The organism is Kribbella amoyensis (assembly GCF_007828865.1).
Taxonomy (GTDB): domain Bacteria; phylum Actinomycetota; class Actinomycetes; order Propionibacteriales; family Kribbellaceae; genus Kribbella; species Kribbella amoyensis.
This window is the reverse complement of record NZ_VIVK01000004.1, coordinates 100,625-113,488: the sequence shown is the minus strand read 5'-3', so window position 1 is coordinate 113,488 and position 12,864 is coordinate 100,625. Positions and strand designations below refer to the sequence as shown.

General features: G+C 69.1%; 16 protein-coding genes. 7 read left to right on the top strand and 9 right to left on the bottom strand.

The annotated features are described in order from the left end of the window. The first annotated feature begins 52 nt into the window (after positions 1 to 52). From FB561_RS37130 to FB561_RS37115, 4 genes are all read left to right on the top strand, one after another. Positions 53 to 742, top strand: a complete 690-nt coding sequence (locus tag FB561_RS37130) for an amino acid ABC transporter permease (RefSeq protein ID WP_145814794.1) — start codon at positions 53 to 55, stop codon at positions 740 to 742. Then, positions 739 to 1,653, top strand: a complete 915-nt coding sequence (locus tag FB561_RS37125) for an amino acid ABC transporter permease (RefSeq protein ID WP_145814793.1) — start codon at positions 739 to 741, stop codon at positions 1,651 to 1,653. The genes FB561_RS37130 and FB561_RS37125 overlap by 4 nt, the downstream gene beginning before the upstream one ends. A gap of 202 nt (positions 1,654 to 1,855) precedes the next feature. Next, entirely contained in the window at positions 1,856 to 2,287 is a 432-nt protein-coding gene (locus FB561_RS37120; RefSeq protein ID WP_145814792.1) for a hypothetical protein, read from the top strand. A gap of 20 nt (positions 2,288 to 2,307) precedes the next feature. Continuing rightward, positions 2,308 to 2,724, top strand: coding sequence for a hypothetical protein (locus FB561_RS37115; protein WP_145814791.1), 417 nt, complete (start codon positions 2,308 to 2,310; stop codon positions 2,722 to 2,724). A 55-nt stretch (positions 2,725 to 2,779) separates the two neighbouring features. On the opposite strand, the gene FB561_RS37110 is transcribed toward FB561_RS37115, so the two are convergent. Beyond that, positions 2,780 to 4,069 carry an aspartate aminotransferase family protein gene (locus tag FB561_RS37110; RefSeq protein WP_145814790.1) on the bottom strand — a complete coding sequence of 430 codons (1,290 nt, stop codon included), beginning with the start codon at positions 4,067 to 4,069 and terminating at the stop codon, positions 2,780 to 2,782. A 77-nt stretch (positions 4,070 to 4,146) separates the two neighbouring features. On the opposite strand from FB561_RS37110, the gene FB561_RS37105 reads away from it, so the two are divergent. Next, on the top strand, positions 4,147 to 5,247 hold the full coding sequence (locus FB561_RS37105; RefSeq protein ID WP_202881033.1) for an LOG family protein: 1,101 nt from the start codon (positions 4,147 to 4,149) through the stop codon (positions 5,245 to 5,247). Here the strand turns inward: FB561_RS37105 and pdxY are convergent. Both pdxY and FB561_RS37095 read right to left on the bottom strand, forming a co-directional pair. Then, entirely contained in the window at positions 5,244 to 6,095 is an 852-nt protein-coding gene (pdxY, locus tag FB561_RS37100) for a pyridoxal kinase PdxY (RefSeq protein ID WP_145814789.1), read from the bottom strand. The two genes, FB561_RS37105 and pdxY, sit on opposite strands and share 4 nt — an antisense overlap. Positions 6,096 to 6,107: 12 nt before the next feature. Beyond that, positions 6,108 to 6,608, bottom strand: coding sequence for a GNAT family N-acetyltransferase (locus tag FB561_RS37095; RefSeq protein ID WP_145814788.1), 501 nt, complete (start codon positions 6,606 to 6,608; stop codon positions 6,108 to 6,110). Positions 6,609 to 6,674: 66 nt separating this feature from the next. On the opposite strand from FB561_RS37095, the gene FB561_RS37090 reads away from it, so the two are divergent. Beyond that, complete coding sequence (locus FB561_RS37090) at positions 6,675 to 7,379, top strand: alpha/beta fold hydrolase (protein ID WP_145814787.1); 705 nt, start codon at positions 6,675 to 6,677, stop codon at positions 7,377 to 7,379. A 6-nt stretch (positions 7,380 to 7,385) separates the two neighbouring features. On the opposite strand, the gene FB561_RS39080 is transcribed toward FB561_RS37090, so the two are convergent. From FB561_RS39080 to FB561_RS37075, 3 genes are all read right to left on the bottom strand, one after another. Beyond that, the gene (locus FB561_RS39080; protein WP_272952598.1) at positions 7,386 to 7,625 is read right to left on the bottom strand and encodes a DivIVA domain-containing protein; all 240 of its coding nucleotides are present in this window, start codon (positions 7,623 to 7,625) and stop codon (positions 7,386 to 7,388) included. Next, the gene (gene rlmN, locus FB561_RS37080; protein WP_145814786.1) at positions 7,622 to 8,743 is read right to left on the bottom strand and encodes a dual-specificity RNA methyltransferase RlmN; all 1,122 of its coding nucleotides are present in this window, start codon (positions 8,741 to 8,743) and stop codon (positions 7,622 to 7,624) included. The genes FB561_RS39080 and rlmN overlap by 4 nt, the downstream gene beginning before the upstream one ends. Before the next feature lie 107 nt (positions 8,744 to 8,850). Then, positions 8,851 to 9,543 carry a C39 family peptidase gene (locus tag FB561_RS37075; RefSeq protein ID WP_202881032.1) on the bottom strand — a complete coding sequence of 231 codons (693 nt, stop codon included), beginning with the start codon at positions 9,541 to 9,543 and terminating at the stop codon, positions 8,851 to 8,853. A gap of 238 nt (positions 9,544 to 9,781) precedes the next feature. On the opposite strand from FB561_RS37075, the gene FB561_RS37070 reads away from it, so the two are divergent. After that, positions 9,782 to 10,804 (top strand): LLM class flavin-dependent oxidoreductase, encoded by a 1,023-nt coding sequence (locus FB561_RS37070; protein WP_145814785.1) that lies wholly within the window; start codon positions 9,782 to 9,784, stop codon positions 10,802 to 10,804. Here the strand turns inward: FB561_RS37070 and FB561_RS37065 are convergent. From FB561_RS37065 to frr, 3 genes are read right to left on the bottom strand one after another with little or no spacing between them, the layout of a single operon-like run. Further along, entirely contained in the window at positions 10,794 to 11,402 is a 609-nt protein-coding gene (locus tag FB561_RS37065; RefSeq protein WP_145814784.1) for a GNAT family N-acetyltransferase, read from the bottom strand. The two genes, FB561_RS37070 and FB561_RS37065, sit on opposite strands and share 11 nt — an antisense overlap. 52 nt (positions 11,403 to 11,454) lie before the next feature. Continuing rightward, on the bottom strand, positions 11,455 to 12,288 hold the full coding sequence (locus FB561_RS37060; RefSeq protein WP_145814783.1) for a phosphatidate cytidylyltransferase: 834 nt from the start codon (positions 12,286 to 12,288) through the stop codon (positions 11,455 to 11,457). Continuing rightward, a complete protein-coding gene (gene frr, locus FB561_RS37055) occupies positions 12,288 to 12,842 on the bottom strand; it encodes a ribosome recycling factor (RefSeq protein ID WP_202881039.1) in 555 nt (184 codons plus the stop codon). Before frr ends, FB561_RS37060 begins: the two co-directional genes overlap by 1 nt. Positions 12,843 to 12,864 lie beyond the last annotated feature (22 nt).

The following is a 12,864-nucleotide window of genomic DNA, read 5'->3' as shown; positions in this document are numbered from 1 at the left end:
CGGTCCCTCCCCACACGCATGAGTCCCCTCTTTCGTCCCCTGCAGGAGAACCATGGACGTGATCTCCGAGTTCTTCTCCGAGTACGACGGTCTCGGAGCTTTCAAGACGACGATCTACCTGACCGTGCTGTCCGCCCTGTGCGCGCTGCTCATCGGGACGGTCGTCGCCGTCATGCGGGTGTCCCCCGTGCGGGTGCTGCAGGTCCTCGGCACCCTGTACGTGAACATCGTGCGTAACACGCCGCTGACGCTGGTGATCGTGTTCTGCAACCTCGGCCTGTTCCTGCAGCTCGGACTCGCCCTGGCGAACAAGGACTCCAACACCTTCATCAACGACAACAACTTCCGGCTCGCCATCCTCGGCCTGTCGGTGTACCACGCGGCCTTCGTCGCCGAGGCGATCCGCAGCGGCGTGAACACGGTCCCGCTGGGCCAGGCGGAGGCGGCCCGGGCGATCGGCCTGCCGTTCCTGAAGACCTTGCGGTTCGTGGTCCTGCCGCAGGCGTTCCGCGGCGCCATCGCCCCGCTCGGCAACGTCCTCATCGCGCTGACCAAGAACTCCACCGTCGCTTCGGTGATCGGTGTCACCGAGGCCTCCGCGGTGATGAAGGTGATGATGGAGAACCGGCCGGACCAGCTCTTCGTGGTGTTCGGCATCTTCGCCGTCGGCTTCGTGATCCTCACCCTCCCGGTCGGGATCCTGTTCACCTCGATGTCCAAGCGCCTGGCGGTGAAGCGATGAGCTCCAGCGTTCTGTTCGACGCCCCCGGACCGAAGACCAAGCGGCTGTACGCCGTCATCGGTGCCGCCAGCATCGTGGTGGTCCTGCTCGGCCTGTGGTTCGTGATCAGCAAGCTCGAGGAGAAGGGCCAGCTGACCAAGGCCAAGTGGGAGCCGTTCCTCACCGGCGAGATCTGGACCGAGTACCTGATCCCGGGCCTGATCGGCACCCTCGTCGCGGCCGCGATCTCGGTCGTGCTCGCGCTGACGATCGGCGTCCTGCTCGGGGTCGGCCGGCTGTCCCGGCAGACCTGGATCCGGTGGCCCAGCGGCGTGATCGTGGAGTTCTTCCGCGCCGTCCCGGTGCTGCTGATGATGCTGTTCACCTACGCGCTGTACGCGTTCTACGAGGTCTTCCCGCCGGACCGGCTGGCGCTGGCCGCCGTCGTCACCGGCCTGACCCTGTACAACGGGTCGGTCGTGGCCGAGTTGGTCCGCTCCGGCGTGCACTCGCTGCCCAAGGGCCAGAACGAGGCGGCGCTGGCGATCGGTCTCACCGAGGGCAAGACGATGCGGCTGGTGCTGTTGCCCCAGGCCATCACCGCGATGCTGCCGGCCATCGTCGGCCAGCTCGTCGTGGTGCTCAAGGACACCGCGCTCGGCTACATCATCACCTACGAGGAACTGCTCCGGAAGGCGGAGCAGATCGGCAACTACAAGTCGAACCTGCTGCCGGCCCTGATCGTCGTCGGCGCGATCTTCGTCATCGTGAACTACTTCGTCAGCCTGCTGGCCCAGTTCGTCGAAGGCCGGATGCGCCGTCGCGGCCGCTCCGCCGGCGGCCCCATCGCCCCGGACCAGCTCGACCAGGCCGCGGCCGCCACCGCGGCCCAGGCGGCCGACCCCGACTCGGTCGGCGGCGTGCCACGCTAGTACCAGCAGTCACCGAGAAGGCCCGGGAATTTCCCGGGCCTTCTCTGTTTCCTGTCGACCTTGTTGCATTCCCGTCACAGCCACCGGAGCGCTTCTGCCACTTCCTGCAAAGGCCTCTGTCCGCGTGGACAAATTCAGTTGCCCAAGGCAAGACTGACGATCCCGGCCGGATCAGCTGAATCCCCAGTGAGAGGACCTCAGGATGGGTGTCAACCGAGCATTCCCGGCCACGGCCGCGCTCGCCCTCGCAGTACTCGCCGCGTCCGGCGGATCGGCCGCGGCGGTGCCCGAGTCGGCGACGGCACAATGCAACCCGATCTCGATCAGCTACACCTTCGACAACGACCAGACCGGCGGCTGGTGGGTCGTCGAGACGTCGATGACGTGCTCGCCGGCGAACTACTTCAAGCGCTACAACCTGATCATCTACGACCGGCCGCACACCAAGGACTTCGTCTTCGAGAACACCGGGTACGTCACCGGCTCGTACAGCAAGACCACGATCGTCCCCGCCACGCCGGCCGGTGCGAAGAAGTCCGCGTGCGTCTCGGCGAGGTCGGAGCTGTACTACTTCGACAAGACCCAGATCGACGAGGAGAAGCGGAACTCCTGCTTCAACACGGCCGCGCCCTGATCAACCGGAGGTGGGAACACATGCGCAGGACTGAGCGAACGATCATCACCACGCTGACCGGTCTGTCGATGCTGGCGATCGGCCCCGGCATCGCCTCCGCCGCGACCCAGGGATGGGACTTCTGCGGGTCGACGGGTGCTACATGGAGCACGTCAACGGCCGGACGCAGCGGCACGGTCACAGTGACGGGCGACTGCGCCACGGTCAACGCCAACTGGCGGATGGATGTCTACGTCAACGGTGAATGGTGGGTCTATTCCCAAGGCACTGTGAAGAGCGGGACGCATACCATTCGGACCAAGGCACCGAGCATGCCCAAGCCGAACGACAAGCGTGGCAACTACACGTACGCGAAGATCACCTACACCTACGGAAACTGGAAGAACGTGTACGAAGAGGATCTCGGTTATCTTCCGTGTACCGGGTGTACCGGCTGAGCTGAGAAACGGCCCTTGGCCACCTTGGAACCAGGGGTGACCAAGGGCCGTTCTGTCAGCGCAGGGTGTCGAAGGAGTCCCGGATGATGTCGAGGGCCTCGGTGGCTTCTTCCTCGGTCAGGGTCATCGGTGGGGCCATCCGGAGGACGTTGCCGTGCAGGCCGCCCTTGCCGATCAACAGGCCGCGGTTCTTGGTCTCCTGCTGGAGCTTGGCCGTGGTGGCCGGGTCGGGGGTACGGTCCTCCGGCTTGATGATCTCGGCGGCCAGCATCAGGCCCTTGCCGCGGACGTCGCCGAGCTCGGGGAACTCGTCGGAGATCCCGCGCAGCCCGTCGGCGAGCTGGGCGCCGCGCTTGACCGCGTTCGCCTGCAGGTCGTTGTCCAGCAGGTACTCGATGGTCGCCTTGGCCGCCGTGGTCGAGAGCGGGTTGCCGCCGAAGGTGGACAGCGAGTTCGCGCTCAGGCTGTCCATCAGGTCCGCGGACGCGACCACGCCGCCGATCGCGAACCCGTTGCCGAGGCCCTTCGCGAACGTCATCGCGTCCGGCACGACCCCGTGCGCCTGGATCCCCCAGAAGTGCTCGCCGGTCCGGCCCCAGCCGGTCTGCACCTCGTCGGAGATGAAGAGGATCCCGTACTCGTCCAGCACCTCCTTGAACGCGGCGTACAACCCGTCCGGCCCGGAGGAGAACCCGCCGACACCCTGGATCGGCTCCGCGATCAGGCAGGCCACGTCACCGGACGTGGTGGTGTCGATGACCTGACGCAGATCGTCCACGCAGACCTTGATGTACTCCGCGTCCGGCAGGTCGCGGAACGGGCTGCGGTAGCGGTACGCGCCCTGCACGTACTGCACGTTGACCGGGGTCAGGCTGCTCGCCGACCAGCCGCGGTGCCCGGTGATCGCGATCGTGCCGAAGCTGCGGCCGTGGTACGAGTTGCGCATCGCGAGGACCTGGTTCGACCGGCGGTTCTGGGTGGCGAACAGCAGGGCCGCCTCGTTCGCCTCGGTGCCGGAGTTGGTGAAGAAGACCTTCGCGGACGGGATCCCGGACAGCTCCGCGATCTTCTCGGCCAGCTCGATCTGGCGGCGGATCAGGTACACCGTCGAGGTGTGCACGACACCGCTGGCGAGCTGCTCGCGGACCGCCTCGGCGATCTCGGCGATGTCGTAGCCGATCGCGTTGGTGAGGATGCCGGCGAAGAAGTCGAGGTAGCTGTTGCCCTCACCGTCGGTGACCCGGCGGCCGGACCCGCTGACGATCTCGATCGGCTCCTCGTAGTACAGGGCCAGCCACTCGGGCATGACCGCCTGGTGACGCTCCCACAGCTCCGCATGTGTCATGCCCTAGCAATACCTCATGTCGGGCCCGGCTGACAGGGGCGCCCGGCCTGACCGGGGTGACCGTTAGGGTGCTGCCCGTGACTCTGCCGAGCATCCCGCACGTCGACCTCGAGTCGTTGGAGCAGTTCGACCGGATCCTGGCGGCCGGCGCGACGTCGATGGCGGGGTGGCGGGTCCAGTCCGTCGACCTGACCGGCCGGACCGCGGAGCTGCTGCGGCTGGCGCCGATGGGCTCGCTGTTCCTCGGCTGCGCGCTGGCCGAGGAGGCGGAGAGCTGGATCCGGGACGGCGGCGGCCTGATCTTCCCAACGATCCCCGAGCTCCCCTTCGACCCGTACCGCGGCGCCCTGTACGACGCGGACGAGCTGTACGACGGGCTGCCGGCCGGGTACGAGTCGACGCCGGACGCCCGGATCTACGCGTGGTCACGGCAGCACGACGTCCGCGGTGACACCGGCCGTACCCTCGCCGCCGCGTTGCACGATCACGCGGTCGCCGACGCGCTCGCCGAGCTCCCCGACGACCGGCCGTGGGTCGGCGTGATGGGCGGTCACGGGATCGAACGCGGCGAGGCGACGTACCGCGCCGCCGTCGAGCTCGGCCGGACCCTGGCCCGTTCGGGGCTCACCGTGGCCACCGGTGGCGGTCCCGGTGCGATGGAGGCGGCGAACCTGGGCTCCCTGCTCGCGAAGTACGACGACGCCGAGGTCGAGGTGGCGCTGTCGATCCTGGCCGAGGTGCCGTCGTTCCGGCCGTCGATCGGCGCCTGGGCCTCGGCGGGGATGAAGGTGCGGCAGGCGTTCCCCGGGGACGGCGGCGTGTCGGTGCCGACCTGGTTCTACGGCCACGAGCCGCCGAACGTGTTCGCGAGCGCGATCGCGAAGTACTTCTCCAACGCCCAGCGCGAGGACGTCCTGCTCAACCACGCCCGCGGCGGCATCATCTACCTGCCCGGCGCGGCCGGTACGGTCCAGGAGATCTTCCAGGCCGTCACGCCGAACTACTACGGCGACCCGGCCACCCAGATCCCGATGGTCCTGGTCGGCGTGGAGCACTGGACCACCCGCCTGCCGGTCTGGCCGCTACTGCGAGGCCTCGCCGCCGGCCGCGCGATGGAGCCCTCCGTCCACCTGGTCGACTCCATCGCCGAAGCGGCTCAGCTGGTGAGTACGACCTAGGCGACGCGTTCGGGGGTGAACTGCATCCGGGGGTTGGCGTACGCCTCCTGTGCCTCGACCAGCTGGAGCTCGCGCTCGCCCGACTCGTGGGTGCTGGTGAGCAGGTCGAAGACGCTCGAGGTCGTCCGTGCGAGCGCCTCCGCGAGGTCGCCGGTCCGTCGGTAGTGCGCGGTGAAGAGCGCGGCCGTGACGTCGCCCGAGCCGTTCGCCTTCATCGGGATGTACGGCGTCCGCACGAGCCACGCCCCGCTGTCGCCGACGGCCAGCATCTCGATCGTGCCGTCCTCGCGGTCGGGCCGCTCGACGCTCGTCACGAGCACCGTCCGCGGTCCGGTCGCGCGCACCAGCTCCACCGAGGCCAGCGTCGACTCGAGCGTGTCGGGCTCGGTACCGGTCAGGAAGCCCAGCTCGAACTGGTTGGGCGTGATGAGGTCGGCGGCCGGAACCACCCGGTCCCGCAGCAGCACCGGGATCGCCGGCGCGACGAAGCAGCCGGACTTCGCGTTGCCCATCACCGGGTCGCAGGAGTACACCGCCGCGGGATTGGCCGCCTTGACCCGCTTCACCGTCTCCAGGATCACATCGGCGATCCCCTCGCCGCCCTGGTAGCCCGAGAGCACCACGTCGATCTGCGGGAGCACCCCGCGGTCCTCGATCCCCTGCAGCACCTCACGGACGTCGTCCGGGCTGATCATCGGTCCGCGCCAGGCGCCGTACCCGGTGTGGTTGGAGAAGTTGACCGTGTAGACCGGCAGCACCTCGACGCCGATGCGCTGCAGGGGGAACACCGCCGCCGAGTTGCCCACGTGCCCGTAGGCCACCGCGGACTGGATCGAGAGGATCTTCACCGGTCGATCATGTCATTGCCGTGAGTTCGCGCCTTTCGCGGGCCTCGGCCGGTCTGCCAGGGTCTTGGTCAGCCGGACGTCTTCGGGCTCGAAGCCGAGCGCCTTGTAGAACTTCCGGGCACCGCGGTTGGCGGCTCCGGTCTCGAGCGTCACGTTCGCGACGCCGATCTGCCGCGCGTGCTGGGTGACCGCCTTCATCAGCGCCTTGCCGACCCCCTTGCCCTCCCGCCGCGCCGCCACCGCCAGCTCCCCGACGTACAGGTCGATGTCGCCGGACCAGTGGTCACGCTCCTCCCCCGCGACGAACCCGGCCACCTCGCCCCGGACCTCGGCGACGAACACGAACCGGCCGGGATCGTGGGCCCGGGTCAGCGCGTCCGTGACCCAGCCGAGGACGGCCGCCCGGACCGCCGCGGGCCGCCGCCAGGCCGCGACGCCCTCCGCCAGCCTCGGCGCCAGGGCGAGAACGGCCTCGCGGTCGCGCTGTTCGAACCGCCTGACTTCGATACGCATGCTGGCCAGTCTGCCGATCGGAGAACGGCACGAAAACTGTCGGCGGGCTGATCTAGCCTCGCCCGCATGGCGAATTTCGTACTGGTGCCCGGGGCTTGGCTGGGTGCGTGGGCGTGGGACGAGGTGGCCGGGCTGCTCCGCGCGGACGGCCACGGGGTGTACGCGGTGACGCTGTCGGGGCTGGCGGACCGGTTCGGGCCAGGGGCGGAGGAGGTCGGTCAGGCGCAGCACGTCGCCGACATCGTCGCGGTCGTCGAGGACAACGATCTCCACGACGTCGTGCTCGCGGGGCACAGCTACGCGGGGATCCCGGCCGGTCAGGCCGCGGCGGCGATCGGCGAGCGGCTCCGCCGGATGGTCTACGTGGACGCGAACGTCCCGATCGACGGCTGCTCGTTCGCCGACGGCTGGTCCGAGGAAGGGCGCGCGTGGCTGACCGACCAGCTCGCCCGCGCCGGTGGGTACTGGCCGCCGCTGACCGCCGAGGACTACGCGGGCCAGGACCTGACCGAGCCGATGATCACCCGGATCGTCGACCTGTCCACGCCACACCCCGGCCGCGCGATCCAGGAACCGGCCCGGCTCCCGCGCCCGATCACCGAGCTCCCGACGACGTACCTGAAGTGCCTCCGCGACGGCGCGACCCCGACCAGTACGGTCCTGACGCACCTGAAGTCGCCACAGTGGACGCTGGCCGAGCTCGACACCGGGCACTGGCCGATGATCTCCCGGCCCACCGAGCTGGCGAAGCTGCTCAGCGCCCTCGGCTGATTCGGATCAGCGGCGCAGAGCGGACTCGGCCTGCTCGAGGAAGGCGTCGACCTCGGCCACGGAGTACCCCTCGCGGAAGCGCACCGGGGTGAACTGGACGTTGCGGACGTCCTCGGCGGTCACCGGCCGATCCGTCGGCCGGCCCTCGAGGGTGGCTTCCAGCCGGGCGACGAACTCGTCCACGTCGGCCATCTGGTAGCCCTCCTGCCACTTCACCTTGGTGAACAGCGGCGCGAACCCGCTCACGCGCGGTCCGCCGCCGCGAGCTGACCACAGGCGCCGTCGATCTCCTGCCCGCGGGTGTCCCGGACCGTGGTGGAGACCCCGCCCGCCTGCAGCCGGCGGACGAACTCGCGCTCGTCGGCCGGGTCGGAGGCGGTCCACTTCGAGCCGGGGGTCGGGTTCAGCGGGATGAGGTTGACGTGCACCCAGCCCCAGTCGCCGCGGGCGCGCAGCTTCTCGGCGAGCAGGTCGGCGCGCCAGGCGTGGTCGTTGATGTCGCGGATCATCGCGTACTCGATCGAGACGCGCCGCTTGGTCTTCTCCGCGTACCCCCAGGCGGCGTCGAGGACCTCGTCGACCTTCCATCGGTTGTTGATCGGGACCAGCTCGTCGCGCAGCTCGTCGTCCGGCGCGTGCAGCGACAGCGCCAGCGTCACCGGGATCCCCTCGTCGGCCAGCTGGTTGATCCGCGGCACCAGGCCGACCGTGGACACGGTCACGCCGCGGGCCGAGATCCCCAGCCCCTCCGGCGACGGATCGGTGAACCGGCGGACCGCCCCGATGACGGCCTTGTAGTTGGCCATCGGCTCGCCCATCCCCATGAACACGATGTTGCTCACCCGGCCCGGCCCGCCCGCGATCTCCCCGCGCGCCAGCGCCCGCGCACCGTCGACGACCTGCTCGACGATCTCCGCGGTGGTCATGTTCCGGGTCAGGCCGGCCTGGCCGGTCGCGCAGAACGGGCACGCCATCCCGCAGCCGGCCTGGGACGACACGCACATGGTGGCGCGACCCGGGTACCGCATCAGGACGGACTCGACCAGCGAACCGTCGAGCAGCTTCCACAGCGTCTTCCGGGTCTGCCCGTTGTCGCACTCCAGATCGCGCACCCGAGTCAGCAACGGCGGCATCAGGTCGGCCACCAACTTGTCCCGGCTCGCTGCGGGCAGGTCGGTCATCTCGGAAGAGTCCGCGGTGAGCCGCGAGAAGTAGTGGTTCGACAGCTGCTTGGCCCGGAACCCAGGCTCGCCCAGCGCCACCACGGCGGCCTTCCGCTCCTCCCCACTGAGGTCGGCCAGGTGCCGCGGCGGCTTCTTGGCACGACGCGGTTCATCGAAAACGAGGGGCAGGGAGGTAGTCATAGCGTCCTCGATTGTCCCCCGGCAGCGGGTTCCTTCACAAATTCACATCAGCGTGAGCCCGGCCACGCCCGGGATGGGGTCCCTGTCTCCCGCCCCGGGCGCGGGTCTCAGGCGGAATAGCCCTTCGGGGGGATCAGGGTGGCGAGTTGGTCGAAGGTGAGCCAGTACGTCGCGGTGGGGGCGAAGCCGGCCGGGTCGGCGATCAGGACGGTGCGGTCGGCGGCGTCGTAGCCGATGACGGTGAAGTAGTGGTAGATCGTGTAGTTCGGGTAACCCGGCGGGTGGTTGTTCGCCGGCGCGACGATGTTCGCGACGATCGGGTAGTTGTTGTCGATGTCGAGCACGATGTCGTTCCAGAGCAGGTCGCGCTGCGCCTGCGTGGGCGGGTCGTTCGGCATCTCCTTGGTCTCGTACCAGCCGGTGCCGAGGTTGTTGTTCAGCACTCCGGTGACCTGGCCGATCCAGTCGGTCCCGTCCTCGTCGGTGTTGAGCTGCCCTGCGAGCGCGGCCTGACTGGGCGGCGACATCCGGGCCGACAAGGCGATCCGGGTCGCGGCCGGACCACACCAGTACCCGGTCTCCTGGTACTGGAAGTCGACCTGGAGGACCTTCGCCTCCTGCGTCCGATACGCCCCGGCCGGTACCGCTTTGCCGGCGACGGTCACCGGTGCCGGCGGCGCGGCCTGCACCGGTACGGCCGGTAGCAGCAGTCCACCGGTCAGGGCCAGACCGCCGAGTGCGGCCGTGATCTTCTGCTTGCGCCTCCCGAGCCTCACGGGCGGCAGCTGATGTGTACGCATGTCAGCTCCTCAGCCTCTCGAGGGGTGACCCGGCGTGGTCACCGCAACACCCTTAGTGGTTCCAGGTCGTCGCGGCTTTGTAAACCTTTGACCCCGTTACTGCGATACGCGGAAACATCTGACCGAGGCTCTTTGCGCAGGTCAGCCGGTGATTCACAGCCGGCACCCGGGTTTCGATCCTGGTGGAATCCGGGTGGCGCGGAATGCCCTTTCGCACCAGGCCGTTGCACTGAGCATCATGACTTCGCCGCTCGCTGGTATCCCGCTGTCGGTGCTCGATCGATCCCGGACCCGGGTCGGCGAGACGGAGGCCGAGACGTTGCGCCAGACGGTGCGGCTGGCCCAACAGGTCGAGGAGCTCGGGTACCACCGGTTCTGGGTGTCCGAGCACCACAGCGTCCCGGGCGTCGTGGGTTCCGCGCCGACGGTACTGGCGGCCGCCGTGGCCGGTGCGACGACGCGGATCCGGGTCGGGACGGGCGGCGTGATGCTGCCGAACCACCGGCCGCTCGTGGTCGCGGAGCAGTTCGGCGTCCTCGAATCGCTGTTCCCGGATCGCATCGACCTGGGACTCGGCCGCTCGGTCGGCTTCACGAACGGGATCCGCCGCGCCCTCGGTGTCGACAAGGATGCCGTCGACGACTTCGCCGATCAGGTGAGCGAGTTGCTCGGGTACTTCACCGGTACCCAGACCAACCACCCGCAGGTCCACGCCCGACCAGGTGAGGGCCTGCGCGTACCGCCGTACGTCCTCGCCGTCGGTGAAGGTGCGCTCCTTGCTGCCTCGCTCGGCCTGCCGCTGGTGATCGCCGGTGCACGGGGCGAGGCGGAATTGCTCGGCTGGCTCGCTCGGTACCGCGCGGAGTTCCGCCCTTCGGAGTGGGCGGACCGACCGTACGTCGTCCTGGCGGCCACGGTGGCCGTGGCGTCGTCGACGGCCGAGGCTAGGCGGCTACTGCTGCCCGAGGCGTGGGCGAGTGCGCATTCGCGAACCCGTGGCGTCTTCCCGCCGTTGCGATCCGTCGACGAGGTGCTGCGGCTCGAACTGACCGAGAAGGAGCGCGGCTTCTTCGAGCAGTCGCTGCAGGGGCAGATCTACGGAACACCGGGTGAGGTCGAGAACGCGCTCGGTGGACTCGTCCGGCGGACCGCGGCGGACGAGGTGCTGGTCACCACCAACACCTACGACCGGGCGGACCTGCTGGCCTCGTACGCGGCGCTGGCCGAGCTCGCCGAACTGAGGTCACCCGTCAGCGGTTGATCCGGTCCAGCAGGCGCTTGCTGACGTCCGGCCACTCGTCGGCGAGGATCGAGAACACCACGGTGTCCCGCCAGGAACCGTCGGCCTGTTTCTTGTGGTGCCGCAGAACGCCCTCACGGGTCGCGCCCAGCTTGGCGATCGCGGCCTGGGACCGCGTGTTCACGTGGCCGGTCTGGATCTTCACCCGCTCGAACCCGCAGTCCTCGAACGCGTGCCGCAGCACCAGGTACTTGCAGGCCGGGTTGACCGCGGTCCCCCAGACGGCGGGCGCGTAACCGGTCCAGCCGAGGTGGACGCTCTCGTTGGCCAGATCCACGTCGCCGAGACTCGTAGTCCCGACAACGGTGCCCGCGGCCCCGAGTTCGCTGTCGCCGGCCAGCCGGACCACGTACGCCGTCCGTTGGGTGGTCGCGCCGATCCACTGGGTCCGCATCTGGTCCACGTCGGCCGGCAAAGCGGCAGGCCCGCCGCCGAAGCCGCCCGCGTAGACGCGCTCGTCCGCGATCGCGGCGTACAGGGATTCGATGTCGTCGGCAACGAACCGGTCGAGACGGACGACGTCGCCGGCCAGGGAGCGGCCGTCGGGAGCGATGGTCATGCGGCCAGCCAACCTCGCCCGGGCGACCAGGTCAAACCGATTGTGGGCGCCGTCAGACCAGGAGGTGCAGCAGCAGCCAGACCGCGGGAGCCGTTGCCAGCAAGGAATCCAGCCGGTCCATCACCCCGCCGTGACCGGGCAGCAGGTTCGACATGTCCTTGATGCCCAGATCGCGCTTGATCATCGACTCGCCGAGGTCGCCGAGCGTGGCCGTGACCACTGCCACCGCCCCGACGATCGCGCCGGCCCACCAGTCCCCGTCGAGCAGCCACACCACCGAGCCGATGCCGGCGCCGATACAGGCCAGGGTGGATCCGGTGAACCCTTCCCACGACTTCTTCGGGCTGATCGTCGGCGCCATCGGGTGCTTGCCGAACAGGACGCCGACCGCATACCCACCGACGTCGCTGGCCACCACCACGAGGAAGAACGTCACCACCCGCTGCGGGCCGTCGGCGTCCGGCTGGACCAGCAGGATCGCGAACCCGGCCAGCATCGGCACGTACCCGATCAGGAACGCGCCGGCGCTGACGTCGCGGACGAACCCGATCGAACCCCCCGGCATCCGCCAGAAGATCGTGGCCAGCACGGTGAGCGCCAGCGCGACCAGCAGCGCCATCGGGCCACCGAAGTACGCGGCCAGCAGCATCGCCGTCGTCCCGGCCAGCAACGGGATCCGCGGGATCACCGCGCCCCCGGTCCGCAGGGCGCGGATCATCTCGTCGACGGCCACCAGCACGGTGGCCAGGACGACGAAGACGAAGAGGACCTTCTGCCAGAACAGCGAGCCGACGATGATCGCACCGAGACCGACTCCGACCGCGATGGCCGCGGGCAGGTTGCGCCCGGCGCGGCTCGGCGCGGGCGTGCTCTGGTCGAGGTCCATCACACCTCGAGCAGTTCGGCTTCCTTGTGCTTGAGCAGCTCGTCGATCGAGTCGACGTACTTCTTCGTCAACCCGTCGAGGCGCTTCTCAGCACTCTTGCCCTCGTCCTCGCCCGCATCGCCGTCCTTGACGGTCTTGTGCACCTGGTCCATCGCGTGCCGGCGGATGTTGCGCATCGAGACCTTGGCCTCCTCGGCCTTGGTCTTCGCGAGCTTGATGTACTCCTTGCGCCGCTCCTCGGTGAGCTGCGGCATGACCACCCGGATCACCGCGCCGTCGTTGCCTGGGTTCACCCCCAGGTCGGAGTCGCGGATCGCCTTCTCGATCGCGACCATCGCGCCCTTGTCGTACGGCGAGATGAGCACGGTCCGCGGCTCGGGCACCTGGAAACCGGCCAGCTGCTGCAGCGGCGTCGGGGTGCCGTAGTAGTCGGCCGTGAGGCTCGCGAACATCTGCGGGTGCGCCCGGCCGGTGCGGATCGCCGCGAAGTCGTCCTTGGCGACCTCCACGGCCTTCGCCATCTTCTGCTCGGCTTCGCGGAGTGCTTCGTCGATCACGACATTCCTCGCTTCCTCG

Coding starts and splice junctions, on each gene's coding strand:
- FB561_RS37130 (WP_145814794.1), top strand. CDS start 53: ATGGACGTGATCTCCGAGTTCTTCTCCGAGTACGACGGTCTCGGAGCT.
- FB561_RS37125 (WP_145814793.1), top strand. CDS start 739: ATGAGCTCCAGCGTTCTGTTCGACGCCCCCGGACCGAAGACCAAGCGG.
- FB561_RS37120 (WP_145814792.1), top strand. CDS start 1,856: ATGGGTGTCAACCGAGCATTCCCGGCCACGGCCGCGCTCGCCCTCGCA.
- FB561_RS37115 (WP_145814791.1), top strand. CDS start 2,308: ATGCGCAGGACTGAGCGAACGATCATCACCACGCTGACCGGTCTGTCG.
- FB561_RS37110 (WP_145814790.1), bottom strand. CDS start 4,069: ATGACACATGCGGAGCTGTGGGAGCGTCACCAGGCGGTCATGCCCGAG.
- FB561_RS37095 (WP_145814788.1), bottom strand. CDS start 6,608: ATGCGTATCGAAGTCAGGCGGTTCGAACAGCGCGACCGCGAGGCCGTT.
- FB561_RS37090 (WP_145814787.1), top strand. CDS start 6,675: ATGGCGAATTTCGTACTGGTGCCCGGGGCTTGGCTGGGTGCGTGGGCG.
- rlmN (WP_145814786.1), bottom strand. CDS start 8,743: ATGACTACCTCCCTGCCCCTCGTTTTCGATGAACCGCGTCGTGCCAAG.
- FB561_RS37075 (WP_202881032.1), bottom strand. CDS start 9,543: ATGCGTACACATCAGCTGCCGCCCGTGAGGCTCGGGAGGCGCAAGCAG.
- FB561_RS37070 (WP_145814785.1), top strand. CDS start 9,782: ATGACTTCGCCGCTCGCTGGTATCCCGCTGTCGGTGCTCGATCGATCC.
- FB561_RS37065 (WP_145814784.1), bottom strand. CDS start 11,402: ATGACCATCGCTCCCGACGGCCGCTCCCTGGCCGGCGACGTCGTCCGT.
- FB561_RS37060 (WP_145814783.1), bottom strand. CDS start 12,288: ATGGACCTCGACCAGAGCACGCCCGCGCCGAGCCGCGCCGGGCGCAAC.